The sequence below is a fragment of the Ideonella margarita genome (genome assembly GCF_038066635.1).
GTDB classification, from domain to species: Bacteria; Pseudomonadota; Gammaproteobacteria; order Burkholderiales; family Burkholderiaceae_C; genus Ideonella; species Ideonella margarita.
The window spans coordinates 172,307-187,359 of the sequence record NZ_JBBUTI010000006.1; the positions used below are offsets into that span (position 1 = coordinate 172,307).

Consider the following 15,053-nt stretch of genomic DNA (forward strand, 5'->3'; position numbering starts at 1 on the left):
GTTCTGGCGGACGATGAGGCGCATCAACCGGCTGGAGGCAAGGCTGTTGGAAAAGCGCGGCACCCCGCTCCGATACAGGGATGCCGTCATACAGCTGCCCGGGCTGCTGTGTTTACACTTGTTGCAAACATCAATGATCCAGATCGGCTCGGCTTTTTGCCCAATGCGCCGGTCCTCCGGGGGGAACGGCGAATGAAGGGGAAGTTGTGGATGGCGGCACTGGTGTCGCTGACGGCGCTGGTGACTGAATTCATCACGGACGCCTCCCTTCAGAGCGAGTTTTTCCGGCATGCCGCGGCGCGGATGTTCGTGCCGTACAACGCGTTCACGAACGCGCTGGGCGATGAGGCCCGTGCGGCCCGAGATCAACTGCTGGTGGTGGACATCGGCGCGCAAACCCTGGCCCGCTCACGCGACGGCTGGCCACTGAGCTACGGGCAGCATGCGCGCATCCTTGAGCGTGTGCGTCGCGCCAAGCCCAAGGTGCTGTTCATCGACTTCCAGTTCCAGGCGCCCCGGGCCGATGACACCCTGAGCCAGCTCGGCGATACGCTGTGCGCCTTCAAGGCCGACGGCATTCCGGTGCTGATGGCCGCGGGCTCGGAAGCCGCCAACGGCCTGCTCCGGCCCGAGCTGGAGGCCCTGCGCGGCAGCGACGGGCAACGGTGCTTCGAGAAGGTCAGCGTGACCTATGTGCCCTCGCCGATCGACCACATCGCCTGGACCTACCCGCTCAAGGCCACCGTGGGCGACACGGAGCTGGACTCCGCCGCATTGGCGATCGCCCGGCACCTGCGTGGTGAGCCCCTGCTGGACGAGCATGCGCACGACCCGACGATGGGTCTGGTCTGGGGCACGGGTCCGGCCTCGAACGGCCCGCGCTGGCAAGCGCCGGCACCTGCCCACCAGGCCACGGAGGCCCACGCGGACACACAGGCCAATACCCATGCCGACGCCAACGCGGACGGCCACTACTGCCGCGAAGCCGCCTGGCAAGACATGATTCCCTTGCGGCAGGTCGCCTTGCGTCTGCTGCAGATTCCGGCTGACAACCGTCCCTTCTGCCCCGCCCATCGCAGCATCGAGGCTTCCTCGCTCACGGGGCCGCAAACCCAGGCGCAGGCGTCGCAGCTGGCCGAGGCCATGACCCAGCGCGCCGTGCTGTACGGCGGCTCGTTCGACCCCAACGACTTCATCGCCTCGCCACTGCAAGGCGACCTGCCCGGCGTCTTCCTGCACGCGCAAGCCGCCGACAACCTGATCCGCTATGGCGAAAGCTGGCGGCGCACGAACATCGGTGGTCGCCTGGGCCACCAGGCCGAGTGGCCGATGACGCTGGGCGCGCTGTTCGGCATGGCCTTGCTCACCCTGCTGCTCAAGGATGTGGTGCGTTTTCTGCGTCACCGCATCCGCAGGGTGCTGGCAGCGGCCAGGCATTGCCTGAGGACATGGCGTCGGGCGGCAGCCGCGTCGCCGGCACAGGCGCCTGAGGCCGCACATCATGCAGTCCACACCCATCACCGCAGCCACTTCGTCACCGAACTGCGCGCCCTGCTTGGCCGGTTCGGCCGGGTCTATCTGGCGCTGATGGTGGCGCTGCCGATGAGCCTGCTGCTGGAAAACGTGTTCTGGATCTCGGTGTTCGGCTACTCGTCTGCGCTGGCCTTCTGCCTGCTTGGCGAAGTGTTCGCATCGACCGAGGAAGTGGCGGCGCACGAGCAGTCCAAAGCGTCCGCGATTTCGGCAGACACCACCGCCGTCACACCCGCCGCCACCGGCACCTCATCAGCCCCTCACGACACCAAGGCCGCATCATGACGCACCCGCTCCTTCGTTCTGCCAACGCACGCCTGCGCCACAGCCTGATGGGCCTGGCACTGTGCGGCCTGCTGGCCAGTGTCCAGGCCCAGACGCAGAACCAGACACAGACCACCGACCAGGTGGTGGCGGTGCTCAAGGGCGTCGACAAGGTCAGCCTGTATGCCAAGGCCTACGACAACAAGGCCCAGACGCGCCTCGACCCCAAGGAGCTGGGCTTTCCGCTGGCCGTGATGGAGGTCGATGGCGACTTCCTCAAGGTCAAGCTCAACGGCAAGGAGGTCTGGCTCGATGGCGCCGAAGTGGCCATCAACAAGGCCGTGGCGTTCAACTGCGTGAAGGACCAGCAGCGGCCGGTCAAGACGGCGTCGATCCAGGGTGCCTCGTCGGGCTGCAAATGACCACGGCCCTTCAACGCCTGGCGGGCCTGTCGCTGCTCGGGCTGAGCGCCGTGAGCTTGCTCAGTGCCTGCAATGCGTCGATGCCGCTGGCGTCGCCGCTGCGGCCAGCGGGTGCGCCCGAGACCGTCGCATCCACCACGGCACCGAACAGTCCGGAGGCTGCCGCGTCCGCAGCACCTCCACCCACGGATGCAGAAACCGAGCGCCGCGCCGACCTGCAACGCCTGCAAGGCATGGCCTGGGGCCTGGCCGACATTCCGGTCGCGCAGGCCTTCCTCGATGAGCAGATGCGCAAGGTGCAGGCCGCCGGGCCGCAGCCGCCGGTCTTTGCCAAGGTGGTGATTCGCCCCAAGCTGAGCTACAACGCGGCGACCACCGCCAGCGGCCTGATCGCCGTTGATCTGGGCTGGCTCAAGAGCATCGACAGCGAGGCCGAACTGACCGCCCTGCTGGCGCATGAATACGGCCATCTGGTGCGCGAGCACCTGGTGACCAAGAACCGCATCGGCACCGCGGCGCACTACGCCACCCTGGCGGCCAATTACTGGGCCGCCAAGTACAAGGTCAACAACACCTGGACCATGACCATCATGGATGCCGGCTGGTCAGAAATCCTGCTGCCCAACTGGAGCCGTGACCAGGAATACGAGGCCGACGCCTTCGCCCTGCAAACCACCCACGCGATGGGGTTTGGTTATGTCTCCGGCGTGAAGGCCTTTCTCGACCGGATCGAGTCCGTCGAGCGCAGCGCCAAGCGCAAAGAGCCCCCACCGCCTGCGAACGCGCCTGCTGCGAAAGAAGGCACCGGCGTCGATAACCACCCGCCGATTGCCGAGCGCATCAACCGCACGCGCCAGCTCGCCCTCACCCTGCCGCGGCAACGCCCGGTCACGGGTCAGGCCGATCGCTGGAAGGCCGTGCTCAACAACCCGGAATTCAAATCGGCCGAGTCTGAGTACCTGCTGGCCATCACCTATTTCGAGGGCACGGAGACAGACGCACGGCAAGCCGCTGCGCGTCTGACGCAAGAGCTGAACCGCCGGCCTGCACCACCCCGAACGGCCATGGGCCTGGCCGCTGCGGCCGACATCAACAATGACCCGGCCAGGAAGGTCAGCCTGCTCAAGGCAGCCACGTCAGCGCCCGACGCGTCGTTCCGCACCTACCGCATGCTGGCCCATGTCCAGCGCAAGCCCCTGGGGCTGCTGGCCGATTCAGCCGACACGCTGCAGGCCGGCCTCGCGCGCTTCGATACCCCCGCCGAGCTGCTGCCCGACGCCATCGAAGACCAGCGCGAGGGCAGCGACATGATCGACACACTGCCACGCAACCAGGTGACGATGGGCCAGAGCCTGTTTCAGGTGAAGAACTCGGCCACCGTGGTTCAGATGAACCTCAAGTGCATGCTCCAGCCCGCCTTCGCCGAGATGTGCGCCTGGGCCGCCAAGAACGTGCAGCAGCGCCAGGAAGAGCTGGCGCGACGCAAGTCACGCGACGCGGCCATGGCCAAGAGCGTCGAGAAGCGGCTGGACAAGATGTTCAAGTAAGCGCGTAAAGCGCTGCCAGCGCCGCCAGCCCCTGCCGGGTCACCAGCAACTCTGCCTCGGCACGGCAGCGTCGCGCGGCGGGCTCGTCGCGCAGCAATGCCGCCTGCAGAAACAGCGACTCGGCCAGCGCCTCGTGCAGCTGGCCGCGCCGGGCGGACTGCACCATCTGCTCGGCCTGCCGTGCGGCCTCAGCCGCGTCATTGGCGGCGCGGGCCAGCTCGAACGACGCACGCGCGGCGCGCCAATGCACCAGCGGGTGGCTGCTGCGCACGGCCAGGCCTTGCAGGCGCTCCAGCAACGCGGGCGACACGGCTTGTTGCAAGGCCAGCGCTGCCTGCACCTGCGCCAGCAGCAGCTGGCTCACACGCAGGGGCTCGGCACTCTGGGCAAGCAGCGGTGCCGCCTCGTCAAGCGCAAGGGCCGCGTCGGCGGGCCGTTGCCACAGCAGCATCAGGCGGGCGCGACGCACCAGCGCCTCGGCCTCGAAGCCGGGGCTGGCCTGCTCACGCGCCATCTGCAGCGCACGCGTCAGTGCAGCGTCGCTGTCCTCGAAACGTGCGGCACTGGCCAGCACCAGGCCCAGTACCAGCAGCGACAGGGTTTCGGTGTGGGCCACGCCAGCCCAGCTCTTCAGGCTGCGGCGCGCCATGGTTTCGGCTTCGCCGATGCGGCCGAGGGCGTGCAGCATCACGGCCAGGTCGTTCTCCACCGTGATGCCGCTGCAGTATTCGGGGTGGCGCTCCAGCAGCCTCGCGAGCGCGTCATGCGCAGCCTGCACCTGGCCACCGAACCAGTGGATCTGCCCCTCCCAGCTCAACAGGCTCGGCCGCTGCGGCGCGTGGGTCCGCAGCTGCGCCAGCAAGGCCCAGGCGGCGGGGATGTCGGGCTCGCGCATCGCCAGCTCGATCAGCACCTCGATGGCATCCACGCGTTCACCCACCGGCAAGGCGGGCAGCAACTGGCGCAGGCGTAGGGCATGCACCTGCGCGCGCGGAATGTCGCCAGCGAACACGCGGTTGTCGACCAGGGCAGAGCGCAGCCGGGCCTCGATCTGGCGGTGCTGTTCGGGGTCGGCCACCGCGCCGAGTCGGGCCTGCACGGCCTCCAGCGCGGCCTCGCCGCGGGCCAGGTCTTCGAACAGGTCGCAGGCGGCCAGCTCCAGTTGGGCGCGCAGGCTCTGGGTGGCATCCAGCGACGCATCCGCCACCTCGCGCCACAAGGCCTTGGCAGCGCTGAAGCTGCCGCGCGCCTTGAGTTGCTCGGCGCCGCGGTGACACCAGGCCAGCGCGGTCTGGGTATCGCCCGCCAAGCGCCAGTGCTCGGCGATGGTCAGCGCGTCGGGCGGCTCGTCGCCGGTCTGGCTCTGGCTGGCCAGCCACAACGCTGCGTGCCGGTGCAGGGCCGCGCGGTGCATCGCCGGCAGGGCCTGGGCCACCGCCTGGCGCACCAGATCGTGCCTGCACACCAGGCGGCCGCCACCGTCCTCGCGCAGCAGCCCGGCGGCCACGGCACGTTGAAGGCGCTGCGTCCACATCGCCAGCGCGGCGTCGTCTCGGGTATCCAGCCCCTTGATCAAGGCCGCGGCCGGCACGGGCTGCACAAAGACAGCCGATTGCTCCACGGCGGCTCGCAGGGGCTGCGGCAAACCTTCCAGCCGCTGCAGCACCAGGCGGGCGATGCGCACATGCACCGGTCCGGGCAGGTCATCGTCCTCGGCGCCCAGGCCGGCTTTCACCAGCTCGCCCAGCAGGAAGGCATTGCCGCCACTCAAGGCATGCAGGCGGTCGAGGGTGCCGGCGTCCTGCGCGAGGTGCGGCCAGCGGCTGGCACAGGCTTGCGCCACGGCCTCACGCGTGAGCATGCCCACGTCCTGCACGGCCAGACGGTTGGCGGCTTGCAGGCCGTCCAGGCTGGCCTGCAGGGCCTCGCTCACTTCATGGCGCCGGGCTGCGGCGCGCCAGGGCAGCCGGCCGCTGTGGGCCAGCATCAGCAACCACTCCACGGTGGCGGTGTCGCACCACTGCAGATCGTCCACCAGCAGCATCGGTGTCAGCGCTTCAAAGCCACGCGTCAGCGCCTCCACCAGCCGGGTGCGGGCGGTCATGGCGTCCAGCGGCGGCAAGGCCTCTTCCGGGGCCAGCTCGGGCAGCATGCGGGCCAGGTCCAGCCGATAAGGGCGGAGCGGGTGAGCGGGGTCTTGCACCAGGCGCGCCAGGGTGGCGATGTGGCTGCGCAGCACATCCAGCAGCGGCCGGTAAGGCATAGCGTGCAGGCCTTCCAGGCCGCGCAGCAGCGGCACACCGGGAAAGGCGGCTTGCAGCAGCGTCGTCTTGCCGGCGCCGGGTTCACCCAGCAGCAGCACCGCTGCGGTCGGGTTGTGCAGCAGGTGCTGCAGTTCGTGCGCGCGGCCGGGTGGGGCGTGAGCGGCATCGCCGACACCCGCGCTGGCGGCGACGCTCGACACCGGCGCTGCATGTGGCGCTTCAGGCGCATCCGCCATCGCTGATGCTGATGCTGATGCTGATGCTGACCTTGACGCAGACACCGCCGCAGCGCGCAGCCCGGCCGGAGCTTCACGGCTCCGGCGGCAAGCCTCCAGCCACTCGACCTGCAACGCGGGGTGGGTGTCTTCGCACCACTGGGCGAAGCCGGCATAGCCCGACAGCCGCCAGCCTTGCAGCCAACCGCCGGGCGACATCCGCGTCAACACGGCGCTGTCGCCAGACGCCTGCGCGGCGCGCAAGGCGGACAGGTCTGAGGGCAGCACCAGCCGCACGCGGGCACGTTCCGACTGCAAAGCCTCGACCTGATGCCAGCCCGCCAGCAACTGCTTGGCGCGGTGCAGGTTGATGCGCAGGTGGTGCAGCGCATCGGCGGGTGTGGCGTCGGGCCAGAACACCAGCGCCAGCGCTTCGCGCGTCATCCAGCCGGCCTGGGTGGCCAGCACCAGCAGCAAGGCTGCCGGCACCGTCAGGGGCAGGGGCTGCGGGGGCGCGTCAGCCGGCGCCCAGGCCGGGCCTGTCAACAAGATCAGCATGTTGAAGCCGAGTGTCGCAGCCTCGGCCGCCGGGTCACAAGCCGCACAAAGTCGTGCGCTCGCTCAGGCAACGCGCTTGCGGCGCGCCCGTGCGGCCAGCAAGCCCATGCCCGCCAGCAGCATCGCCACCTGGCTGGGCTCAGGCACAGGGGCAGCGGCAGCCACACCAAACACATCCAGTTCGCGGTAGCCGGCGTAGCCATAGTCCAGGCCATTGCTGAACTGGAAGCGCACCGTCTGCACATTGGTGGCCAGCCAACCGCCGGAGCCGGTCAGGCCGACCCGTGAGTTCGTGTTGCCGCCACGGGTGGTGGCGTTGAAAAACACGGTCGCCAGCTCGATGAACGTGGTTGGGGCCGCGGCGGTGGCATAAGACACCACATAGGCCTGGCCGCCACGGTTGCCGTCCCAGCCGGCATAGGTGTTGATGGCACTGAGGTTGTAGCCTTGCCCGCCGACGGTATCGAAGGTGAACGTGGCGGTGTGGCTTCCGTCTGCCGTCGCAGATTCCCCACCGTTGCCCTGGTTGCCCTGGCGGCCATAAATGCCGTTGTTGAACGCCACCGTGCCGTTGGCGCCTTCCTTCTGGAAGTCGCCAGCGAAGCTGGATGTGGCCAGATGGGTCTGCAGCAGATCGTCACTGGCGACCGCGTAGCCGACATTGGCCTGCTGCGCGGTGCTGATGTTGACGGCAGGCGCCGGCACGGTGGCCGCCAGGGCCTCCTCGGGCACAGCCGCCAGGGCGGCCAGCAGGCTCAGCATCAACAGCGGAGCAGGGTGGTGGATTTTCATGACAGCGTCCTTCAGGCAGTGTTGTGAAGTGGATGTGAGCCAGGTCGACACGCCGATTCTTCAAAGCCACCGTCTCAGCCGCGTCTCAGGCGGGCACGCACCGCACTTCAAACTGGGGGGGCACCGACTGTGCTGTTGTGCTGCAGACGAAAAAAAACCGGCTCCTCAGAGCCGGCTCTTTGCAGTCAACGAGTGACTGAAGATCAGTAGCGACCGCCGCCGAAGCCGCCGTTGCCGTAACCGACATCGGCGCGCTGGCCCTTGTAGCCGTCGGCGCTGTAGCTGCCGCCACCGCTCGAAGCTTCACGCGGACGGGCCAGGCTGACGACGATCGAGCGACCGTCGACCGACATGCCGTGCAGTGCGGTGATCGCGGTCTGCGCTTCGTCGGCCGAACCCATTTCCACGAAGCCGAAGCCCTTGGATTTGCCGGTGTCGCGGTCCATCATCACCTTGGCCGACGACACGCTGCCGTGCTCGGAGAAGTTGCTGCGCAGGCTGGCGTCGGTGACGGAATAAGGCAGGTTGCCCACGTAAATCTTGCTGCTCATGGGGAGTCTTTCTGTATCAGGCGCATCGTCGCGATGCGGTTGTGCGAAGCGGTCGTTCGCAGCGACTGGGGTGCTGAAGTCTGCTTGGGTGAACGCAGGAAATCAGCACACCGGGGGGTGAGGCATGCTGGTTTGCAGCCAGCCTTGGGTGACTGCAAACAGCTTGGCGGCATCGCGCGAGACAAAGGTCTTGTCGAAGCGGAACACACGGCAGTAGCTGCCGTTGCCTTGTGCGCGCTGTACCGAGAATGAGGCGCGAAAACGGCCGCAGTCGGTGAGGTGTGTCGCGGGCGAAACGACGAACTTGCCCATGGAAATGGCTGTATGTGAGATCTTGTTCAATCAAAACCGCGGGGTTGAAATCACCTGCGGGAGCATCGGACGGCTCGGTTGGCTGCTGCTCTGCAGACCAAAAGGGGCGGTGGGGCGGCAAGGTGCTACCCGTGCAAGGCGTATGACGCTTTGAGAAATCGCCGTTGGGGAAGCGATTTCCTGCATGCCAGTGTTCGCTTTATATCATTTGTGTGATATGCGGGTCAATCTATATTTCTGAAGGCATTAAAGATGACCGCTGACTGACGCTCAGCCCCGCCGCGCCTTGACCCCGATCGTGTACGCCCCGCGCCCGTCGGGTGCGTGGTGCTTCACGGTCAGCCAGTAATCGCCGGCGCCCAGCTTGCGCACGATGCGGCCATTCAGGCCCTGGCCGCGGTCGTCGTCCACCGCCAGCACGGCGCCGGGGTCGTTGGGGCCGTGCAGTGCCAGCACGGTGTTGGTGCTGCCTTCAGTGTTCATGATGCAGGTGGTGGCGGCGGTGAGCGTGAAGCGGTAGGTGTCCACCTCGCCGGTGCTGGCCAGGTCGGCCGCATGGCGGGCGGCGCCGAGCACCAGGTCGACCACGCCCGGCGCGCCGGTGCGCGGGTACTGCCGCTGCATGTAGCTCACATCCAGCGGTGAGAAGTCGGTGTTCCAGCCAATGGCGAAGCTGCCCACGGTCAGGCTGTCAGGCACCGCGTACTGCATGATCGACGTGGCATCAAAGGCGCTGTGGTTGGTGCTTTCTTCCGAGTAGGTCTGGAAGATGTTGAAGTCCACATCGGCCGTGCTCCAGCCTTGCTGGGCGTAGTACTTGTAGACCTTCGGCTTGTCCCAGGGGATCTGCCCAGACGCGGCCGGGTTCTGGTGTTCATGGATCATGCCCAGCGCGTGACCGAACTCATGGCGCACCACGCGCTCGTATTCCCGCAGGCTGGTGGACGGCTCCAGCCAACCGTAGTTCATCGTGGCTTCGCTGGCCGGCACGGTCAAGGCATCGGTGCCCACGGTCGACCATGAAAAGCCCTTCTCCGCGAAGCTGATGCGGATCTCCGCCGCGCCCTGCGTCACGAAGTCCAGCGTGAGGTTGGCATGCGCCTCCCACTGCTTGGCGATGGCCTGCACGCGGGCCTGCACCACCGGGTCGCCGTCAAGGAACTTGCAGCGGATGCGCCGACCGTTTTCCCAGAGCTTGAGCACCTCGAACGCGGCACGGGTGTGGCGCTGGCCGCCCGGGCCGCTGCGCAGCACCGTCACGCGCGTGTTGTCGACACGCTCCCGCGTGGCCACCTCGTCGGCAGAGCGACGGGCAGCCGCCAGGCCACTCAGGCCGGGCACACGGGGCGAGCAGATCTTGCAGAGTCGGGCCATGGATGTTCATTCCTTCAAAGCGATCAGAGAGATGGAGGTGGCGGTGTTTCAAGCAAGGCCAACTGGCCTTACTTGACTGGCTCGGGCGGCTCAGGCGCCACGCGCACCCAGCCCTCGCGCAGCTCACCCGGCTCGTCCGGCAGCAGCGCCGTTTGCGTGGCCGAGAGGATGGCGTCGGTGCGCCAGCTGGCCGGGGTGTCGCGCCAGAGAAAGTTCTGCGACTGACCAAACACCGACACCTTGGGCAAACGCACCTGGCCCTTGGCCGCGAGGTCGGTTTCCACCAGCACCGGCCCGGTGCGCAGTGAAGGCGCGAGGCGCGACAAACCCGGAGACACCCAGTCACGCGCCAGTGCCAGCGCCTTGCGGGGCAAGATGCCGCTGGTCAGGTGGCACTTGCCGCCGGGGTGCATCAACACCGTCAGCGTCACGGTCTGGCCCAGGTGCAGCCGGAGGGCGTCGTCGTCCTTCAGGCCCGCCAGATACGGGTGGCTCAAGGCTTGAGCCTGCGGCTGGGCGGTGCCCTTGCCGAACAAGCCGAGGTGACCCCGGTACTTGCCACTCACTGCCGCTTGGCTGGCCACCACCTTGTCCACCACATGGAACAGGCTGAAGTCGTCGTTGACGAAGTAGCCCAGCACGCCGTCGTCGCTCCGGGTGAGCTCACCGATGCGCGCCTCGAAGGCATGCCGGCGTGCGTCTTCTTCGGCCTGCGCCCAGGCGACCGCCTGCGTGGGGTCTGACAGGTCCACATCGGTGGGCGGCTTCAGCTCCAGCCGCAGCTGCGCCCGCACCACCGCCAACGGTCGGCCCACCAGGCCCGCCACATGCTCGGTGCCCAGCGAGGCCAGGCTGTCCACCGTCCACTGGCTGGTGTCAATGGCGCGCAGCAGCGCAGACAGGGCCGACATGCTTTCCAGGCCTGCAGGGGCCGTGGTGTCGGCGCGGCCTGCGGCGTCGGCCGCCACCAGGCCGGTGGCCAGCAAACCCAGCGGCGCCTCGGACGCCTTCAGGCCGTACAGCGGGCCGGCGTCCACCGGGCCCGGGCGGCCGGGTGCGGCCTCCCACATCACGCCGCCGCTGATGGGCTCATGCAGCAGTTCACCCAGCGGGGCGCCGTCCGCGCCGAACAGCTCGATGCTTTCATCCAAGTGGTCGGGCATCAGAAAGCCGACCACCGGGTTCACGGCCAGGGCGGGCTCGATCTGGTCGACCCGCGCCTCCACGCCCTCGGCGCCCAGCGGCGTGGCCGCATCCACCAGGCGGAACAACCAGCGCGCCGGGCGCAGCAGGCGCGGCGCCAGGCCCAAGCGGCCCGGGCGGGCCGGCAACACGCTGCGGCTGGGCACGGCCACTGCACCCAAGGTTTTGGCGGGCACCTCCAGCGTGCGACCAAAGGCATCGAGCAGGCGCGCGCGTCGCAGCGTCAATGCGCCTGCCCACACGCTGGCGGGCGGGCGTTGCGGCGCCGGACCAACGTTGCCGGGCCCACCCGGGCGGCGCAGACCGTCCTGCGTCACGAAGCCCAGCAGCTGGTGGCGCAAGCCGTCCAGCGAAGCGGTCAATACATCGAGCTGCTGCACCGAGGCATCCAGCGCGCGGTAAGCCTCTTCGGTGGCTTCATCGACCTGCCCACCCGAGGGCGAGGCATCAAGCTGGTCTTCAGCGGCCAGCCAGTCACTGATGGCGGCATGCAGCGTGGTGGCCGCGCCGCCGGTCAACAAGGAGCGGCCGGTCAGGGTGAGCACCTCACCGGCGACGCTGGCCTCGGTGGCGCCGCCTTGCAGGTCCACCGCACCCAGCTGCCAGGCCGCCAGCGTGGGCGGGTCCAGGCCTTCCACATGCACCTGCCATTCCAGCCACAGCGGCACCCAGGGCTGCTGCCAGTTGGTGATGGCCACCAGGTCGGGGTCCATGCCTTCAAACAGCGAATGCGGGCGCAAGGCTTCGGCCACCTGGCGCTGGGCCAGCCGGGCTGCAGCGGCCATGGCCGGGGCCTGGCTGGCGCGTGGGGTGCCACTCGTGCTGTCACGCGGCACGTCGCGCAGCACCGCCCCCAGCCCGCTGAACGCCGCCGTGCTGCCGTCGTACACGCCATCAGCGCCGAAGCGCATCAGCAGCTCCGCATCCAGCCGCGCGCGGGCGGGCTTCACCTGGTCACCCGTGGCCACGGCGTTTGCCAGCCAGTCGAGGTGGTAGGGGTCGAACAACAGCATCTCGCGGGCCAGCTTCAGCACTTCCGGCGGCAGGCCGCCGTGGTCCAGCGTGGGCAGCAGGGCCTTCAGATCGGCCACACCGGCCACGCCCTCCACCACCTGCGAAGGCCAGCGGCAACCCAGCGTACGGTCCGACGAGCCGCGTCCGTCATGGCCGTGCCGCAGGCTGCGCGAGGCGCCGCGTACCGCCACCATCGGGTCGGTGGGTGCGGTCCAGCGGGCGGCGGGGCGGTCGACCACGCGAGGGCTAAAAGCGGCGAGCGCGTCCTTGATGCGGGAGCTCGCCAGGTCCTCGATGTCGAGGTGACTCCTTGAAGCCAGGTCGGGCCGGAACTCGAGACCCAGCCGCGCGGACATGGGTTTGCTGACGTTGCTGACGTTGCTGTTGGCGGTGGCTGTGTTCTTGGCCGAATTGGCCGCGTCGGCCGATGTGCCGCTCTTGGCCGCCCCCGTGCCCGCCCTGGCCAGGCGGCCCTGCGGCAGCTGCTTGAAGCGGTCGTTGCCGGCACTGCCGGCAGGCTGCGAAAAGAACGCCGCCGCGTGCTCACCTTCTTCGAGGTTCACCAGGCCATCGGCCGAGCCCAGCTGGTTGACCCGCTGGCTGGTGAACGCGGCCAGCAGGCGCTCGGTGGCGCGTTGCTGGTTGGGCGTGGCGCCGCGTGCCGCCAGCGCGGCCAGCACATCATCGTCATGCTGGCCCATCGCCACACTCAGTGATTCGGCTGCCGGGCGCAGATCGCCCCACAACTTGCCGCCCACCGGCACGCCCACCACCACGCCATGCAGCAGGCTGCTGCGCAGGTGCCAGGCGGGTGCCTTCCAGGCCTTGGCTCCTTCGCCGATGAAGGCCGATGAGCGCTCATCCACGGCCATCTCGACCATGCGCAGGCTGCGCGGCACAAAGGGCTGGTCCGGCGTGGCGGCCACCCGTGCGGCCTGCGCCGTGCCGGCCTTGTCGAAGGTGGCGGTGGTCAGGCCCAGCGCATCGCGCCGCGCCTGTGCTTCCAGCTCCGCCACACGTTGCGCCACCTGTGTGCCCCAGTCGGTGGGCAGGGACCAGCGCAGCTTGTCGAGGTGTTTGCTCAGGCCCTTCAGATCACCCGCGTCGCCCAGCGGGTCCAGCGTCGGGTCACTCCACCAGCCGGCCACCAGGTAGCTCACGCAGCCCTGGTCCACCCCGCCGGGTGCGATCTTGTCGAGGTCTTCCAGCGTGTCATGGAAAGCGAAGCGGTTGAGCACCGCGTCGTACACCCCCGACCACGCCACGCTGCCGCCCGCCGTGCCGATGAGCGCCTCGCGGTGCACGGCCTCACCCGCCGGCGTGGCCGCGGTCGAGGCCTTGCCACCCTCGCGCCAGCTGCCCAGCGGCACCGCCACGGCCCGATCAGCTTCCAGCACCCAGCCAGTCACCACCGGCACCCGGGCGCCGCGCGGCAACACGGTGCGCAGCACCACCCAGCGGTCGGGCAGCGGCGGCAGGGCCAGCCGGTTGCTGCCCTCGCGCGCACCGTCGTCCAGCCGGCCACGCAGCAGCGCATCCGGCATGGCCCAGTGCAGGTGCACACCCGCCGGGCGCGGCGTGCCGGTGTCAAACGGCGGCGGCATGCCCGGGCCGTTTGCAGCCGCGTTCTGGCCATCGGCCGAGACCACCGGCAGCGGCAGCCGCACCATCGGTTCCTTGTGGCCGGGCGGCACCACCAGCGCCTGCACGTCCACCGGCACCAGCAGGCGAGGGTCACGCAGCAGGTGCTCGTCCCAGCTGGCGATTTCTCGCAGCGACTGCCCGGCGCGTTCCAGCGCCAGGAAGCGCGAACTGCGCAGGGCTTGCTGCAGCGGCTTGACCGGGACGAGTATCGAAATGCCGTCGGCAGGGCGGGCCGTGGTCGAGCCCGTGGACCCGCGCGGCTTGCGCACGGCGGACGGTGCCTTGGCGCCGCGTTTGGCTTGCTGGCTCATGGCCGTGCCTCCTTGATGACCTTGTCCAGGCTCACCTTCCAGTCGGCCAGCGCCACGCTGGGCCGGAAGCTGTCGAGCGCCTGAAAGTGCAGGCCCTGCTCGTCGCTCGGGTCCCCGAACACCTGCCGATACGGGAAGCGCAGCATTTGCAGCGCCAGGCCGCTGGCCGGCAGCGGTGACGCGGCATTCGGCACCTTGGCGGCCAGTCGCTTGCGCAGCTCCGCCACGTCGATCACGCCCGACGCCCCGGCGCGGAACGGCACCTCCACCGAGTTGCCGGCGGTGAGTGCATTGATGGGCGGCACCAGCGCGCCATCCGTCGCATTGCGCAGGGCCACGCGGGCCTTGCGCGCCGCTGGCGGGTCGGCAGCATTCAGGCGCACGCCGAACTGCACACCCTGGCGCGGCTCTTCGATGTGCACCACTTCAGGCAGCCCATCAAACAACACCAGCAGCACCGCAGGCGCGAGCCGCTCCATGCGCAGCAGCTTGAGCCGGTTGGGGTCGTCCTCGGCGACGGTGCTCAGGGCGTCATCGGGCAGCACGTCGCGGGCATAGGCGCGCACATGCAGCCCCGGCCAGCCCGACACCAGCCGCGAGCGCAGCAGGCAGCCGGTGATGGTGCCGGCCGGCCCGTCGAGCTGGTCACGCGCGGTGGCGGGGCCGCCGTTCAGCACCGGTGCACGCACGGCGCGCTCGGTGCGGTCGACCTCGTCGCGGATGTGCGGATACACGGCTTCGAGGTGGGCATGGTCGAGCGTGCTGACGGTGCCCACGCTCAGCGCGCCCTGCACCAGCGCGTCGGTCCAGGCGCGGTCGATGTGGAAGAAGCGGATCGACTCGACGGGCAGCAACGCCGCGTCGGGCACCAGGTAGCTGAACGGCACGCCATGCAGAAGGCGCAGGCGCGCCAGAAAGCGGCGCAGCTCACCCGGCACGACATGGTCGCCGTCGTCCGGGTCCTGGTCGGTGAGCAGGTGGGAAAAACTGGTGGCGGCCTGCATCGCCGAGCTCATGGCCGCGGCGGCATCAAGATGGAGCTTCATGGT

10 protein-coding genes are annotated in these 15,053 nt (G+C 68.9%); 3 read left to right on the top strand and 7 right to left on the bottom strand.

Features of this window, described 5'->3' with window-relative positions; translation table 11 throughout:
• Positions 1-192: 192 nt before the first annotated feature.
• From AACH00_RS10145 to AACH00_RS10155, 3 genes are read left to right on the top strand one after another with little or no spacing between them, the layout of a single operon-like run.
• Positions 193-1,818, top strand: a complete 1,626-nt coding sequence (locus AACH00_RS10145) for a CHASE2 domain-containing protein (protein WP_341399005.1) — start codon at positions 193-195, stop codon at positions 1,816-1,818.
• Positions 1,815-2,219: a hypothetical protein gene (locus tag AACH00_RS10150; RefSeq protein ID WP_341399006.1), complete on the top strand. Its 405-nt coding sequence runs from the start codon at positions 1,815-1,817 to the stop codon at positions 2,217-2,219. Before AACH00_RS10145 ends, AACH00_RS10150 begins: the two co-directional genes overlap by 4 nt.
• The gene (locus AACH00_RS10155) at positions 2,216-3,766 is read left to right on the top strand and encodes a M48 family metalloprotease (RefSeq protein WP_341399007.1); all 1,551 of its coding nucleotides are present in this window, start codon (positions 2,216-2,218) and stop codon (positions 3,764-3,766) included. The genes AACH00_RS10150 and AACH00_RS10155 overlap by 4 nt, the downstream gene beginning before the upstream one ends.
• Here the strand turns inward: AACH00_RS10155 and AACH00_RS10160 are convergent.
• The 7 genes from AACH00_RS10160 to AACH00_RS10190 all read right to left on the bottom strand — a co-directional run bounded on the left by AACH00_RS10160 (position 3,759) and on the right by AACH00_RS10190 (position 15,050).
• Positions 3,759-6,803 (bottom strand): ATP-binding protein, encoded by a 3,045-nt coding sequence (locus tag AACH00_RS10160; RefSeq protein WP_341399008.1) that lies wholly within the window; start codon positions 6,801-6,803, stop codon positions 3,759-3,761. The two genes, AACH00_RS10155 and AACH00_RS10160, sit on opposite strands and share 8 nt — an antisense overlap.
• Before the next feature lie 63 nt (positions 6,804-6,866).
• Positions 6,867-7,595: a PEP-CTERM sorting domain-containing protein gene (locus tag AACH00_RS10165; protein ID WP_341399009.1), complete on the bottom strand. Its 729-nt coding sequence runs from the start codon at positions 7,593-7,595 to the stop codon at positions 6,867-6,869.
• Positions 7,596-7,798: 203 nt separating this feature from the next.
• Positions 7,799-8,146: an RNA recognition motif domain-containing protein gene (locus AACH00_RS10170; RefSeq protein ID WP_341399010.1), complete on the bottom strand. Its 348-nt coding sequence runs from the start codon at positions 8,144-8,146 to the stop codon at positions 7,799-7,801.
• 102 nt (positions 8,147-8,248) lie between these two features.
• The gene (locus tag AACH00_RS10175; RefSeq protein WP_341399011.1) at positions 8,249-8,458 is read right to left on the bottom strand and encodes a hypothetical protein; all 210 of its coding nucleotides are present in this window, start codon (positions 8,456-8,458) and stop codon (positions 8,249-8,251) included.
• Between the two features lie 270 nt (positions 8,459-8,728).
• Positions 8,729-9,832: a M12 family metallopeptidase gene (locus AACH00_RS10180; protein WP_341399012.1), complete on the bottom strand. Its 1,104-nt coding sequence runs from the start codon at positions 9,830-9,832 to the stop codon at positions 8,729-8,731.
• A gap of 68 nt (positions 9,833-9,900) precedes the next feature.
• Entirely contained in the window at positions 9,901-14,004 is a 4,104-nt protein-coding gene (locus tag AACH00_RS10185; protein WP_341399013.1) for a hypothetical protein, read from the bottom strand.
• Positions 14,001-15,050 (bottom strand): hypothetical protein, encoded by a 1,050-nt coding sequence (locus tag AACH00_RS10190; RefSeq protein ID WP_341399014.1) that lies wholly within the window; start codon positions 15,048-15,050, stop codon positions 14,001-14,003. The genes AACH00_RS10185 and AACH00_RS10190 overlap by 4 nt, the downstream gene beginning before the upstream one ends.
• Positions 15,051-15,053 lie beyond the last annotated feature (3 nt).

Excerpts from the sequence above, each read along its gene's own strand:
- AACH00_RS10145 (WP_341399005.1), top strand. The coding sequence starts at position 193 with ATGAAGGGGAAGTTGTGGATGGCGGCACTGGTGTCGCTGACGGCGCTG.
- AACH00_RS10150 (WP_341399006.1), top strand. The coding sequence starts at position 1,815 with ATGACGCACCCGCTCCTTCGTTCTGCCAACGCACGCCTGCGCCACAGC.
- AACH00_RS10155 (WP_341399007.1), top strand. The coding sequence starts at position 2,216 with ATGACCACGGCCCTTCAACGCCTGGCGGGCCTGTCGCTGCTCGGGCTG.
- AACH00_RS10160 (WP_341399008.1), bottom strand. The coding sequence starts at position 6,803 with ATGCTGATCTTGTTGACAGGCCCGGCCTGGGCGCCGGCTGACGCGCCC.
- AACH00_RS10165 (WP_341399009.1), bottom strand. The coding sequence starts at position 7,595 with ATGAAAATCCACCACCCTGCTCCGCTGTTGATGCTGAGCCTGCTGGCC.
- AACH00_RS10170 (WP_341399010.1), bottom strand. The coding sequence starts at position 8,146 with ATGAGCAGCAAGATTTACGTGGGCAACCTGCCTTATTCCGTCACCGAC.
- AACH00_RS10175 (WP_341399011.1), bottom strand. The coding sequence starts at position 8,458 with ATGGGCAAGTTCGTCGTTTCGCCCGCGACACACCTCACCGACTGCGGC.
- AACH00_RS10180 (WP_341399012.1), bottom strand. The coding sequence starts at position 9,832 with ATGGCCCGACTCTGCAAGATCTGCTCGCCCCGTGTGCCCGGCCTGAGT.
- AACH00_RS10185 (WP_341399013.1), bottom strand. The coding sequence starts at position 14,004 with ATGAGCCAGCAAGCCAAACGCGGCGCCAAGGCACCGTCCGCCGTGCGC.
- AACH00_RS10190 (WP_341399014.1), bottom strand. The coding sequence starts at position 15,050 with ATGAAGCTCCATCTTGATGCCGCCGCGGCCATGAGCTCGGCGATGCAG.